Source organism: Marinobacter maroccanus (genome assembly GCF_002933275.1).
Classification (GTDB): domain Bacteria; phylum Pseudomonadota; class Gammaproteobacteria; order Pseudomonadales; family Oleiphilaceae; genus Marinobacter; species Marinobacter maroccanus.
The window spans coordinates 1-464 of record NZ_PSSX01000052.1 but is presented as its reverse complement, the minus strand read 5'-3'; the positions used below and the strand labels follow the sequence as shown (position 1 = coordinate 464).

Sequence of the window (464 nt, the reverse complement as noted above, 5' to 3'; positions counted from 1 at the left end):
GAGCCCTCGCAAGCGAGCGTAACGATGACCATGTAACTGCTTGGCATCGGCGAACGATCGCTCCACGGTTTCCTGCCGTCGTTTGTAGAGCGCCTTGCCCCATGGCGTTAACCGGTAACTGTCNGTTCGGTCTTTGCTGTCCTGCCAGANATGCCGGGTAAGCACTTTGACGTGGTTGGCGCTGCGGGTGCACTGACCCAGTAGCGGGCAGTCTTTGCAGTGAGCCGGGTTGGATTTGTACTCCCGGTAGCCCAGACGGTTGGTGGTGGCGTAGATCAGTTGCTGACCTTGCGGGCAGCGATAGCTGTTGGTCTCGGGATCGTAGGTGAAGGCGCGTTTGGGGAGGTAGCCCTTGGGCTTGTTCGGTCGCCGGTAGCCCATCACCCCGTAGAGGCCNCGGTCTTCCAGCCCCTTACAGATGCCGGCGGTGTAATAGCCCGCATCCAGTCCAACGCCCCAGACAT

1 protein-coding gene is annotated in these 464 nt (G+C 60.5%); it reads right to left on the bottom strand.

Annotated elements, in window-relative coordinates; all coding sequences use genetic code 11:
* Positions 1-464 (bottom strand): transposase (locus tag KEHDKFFH_RS20000; RefSeq protein ID WP_192875820.1); only part of this gene is annotated, 464 nt, incomplete at both ends.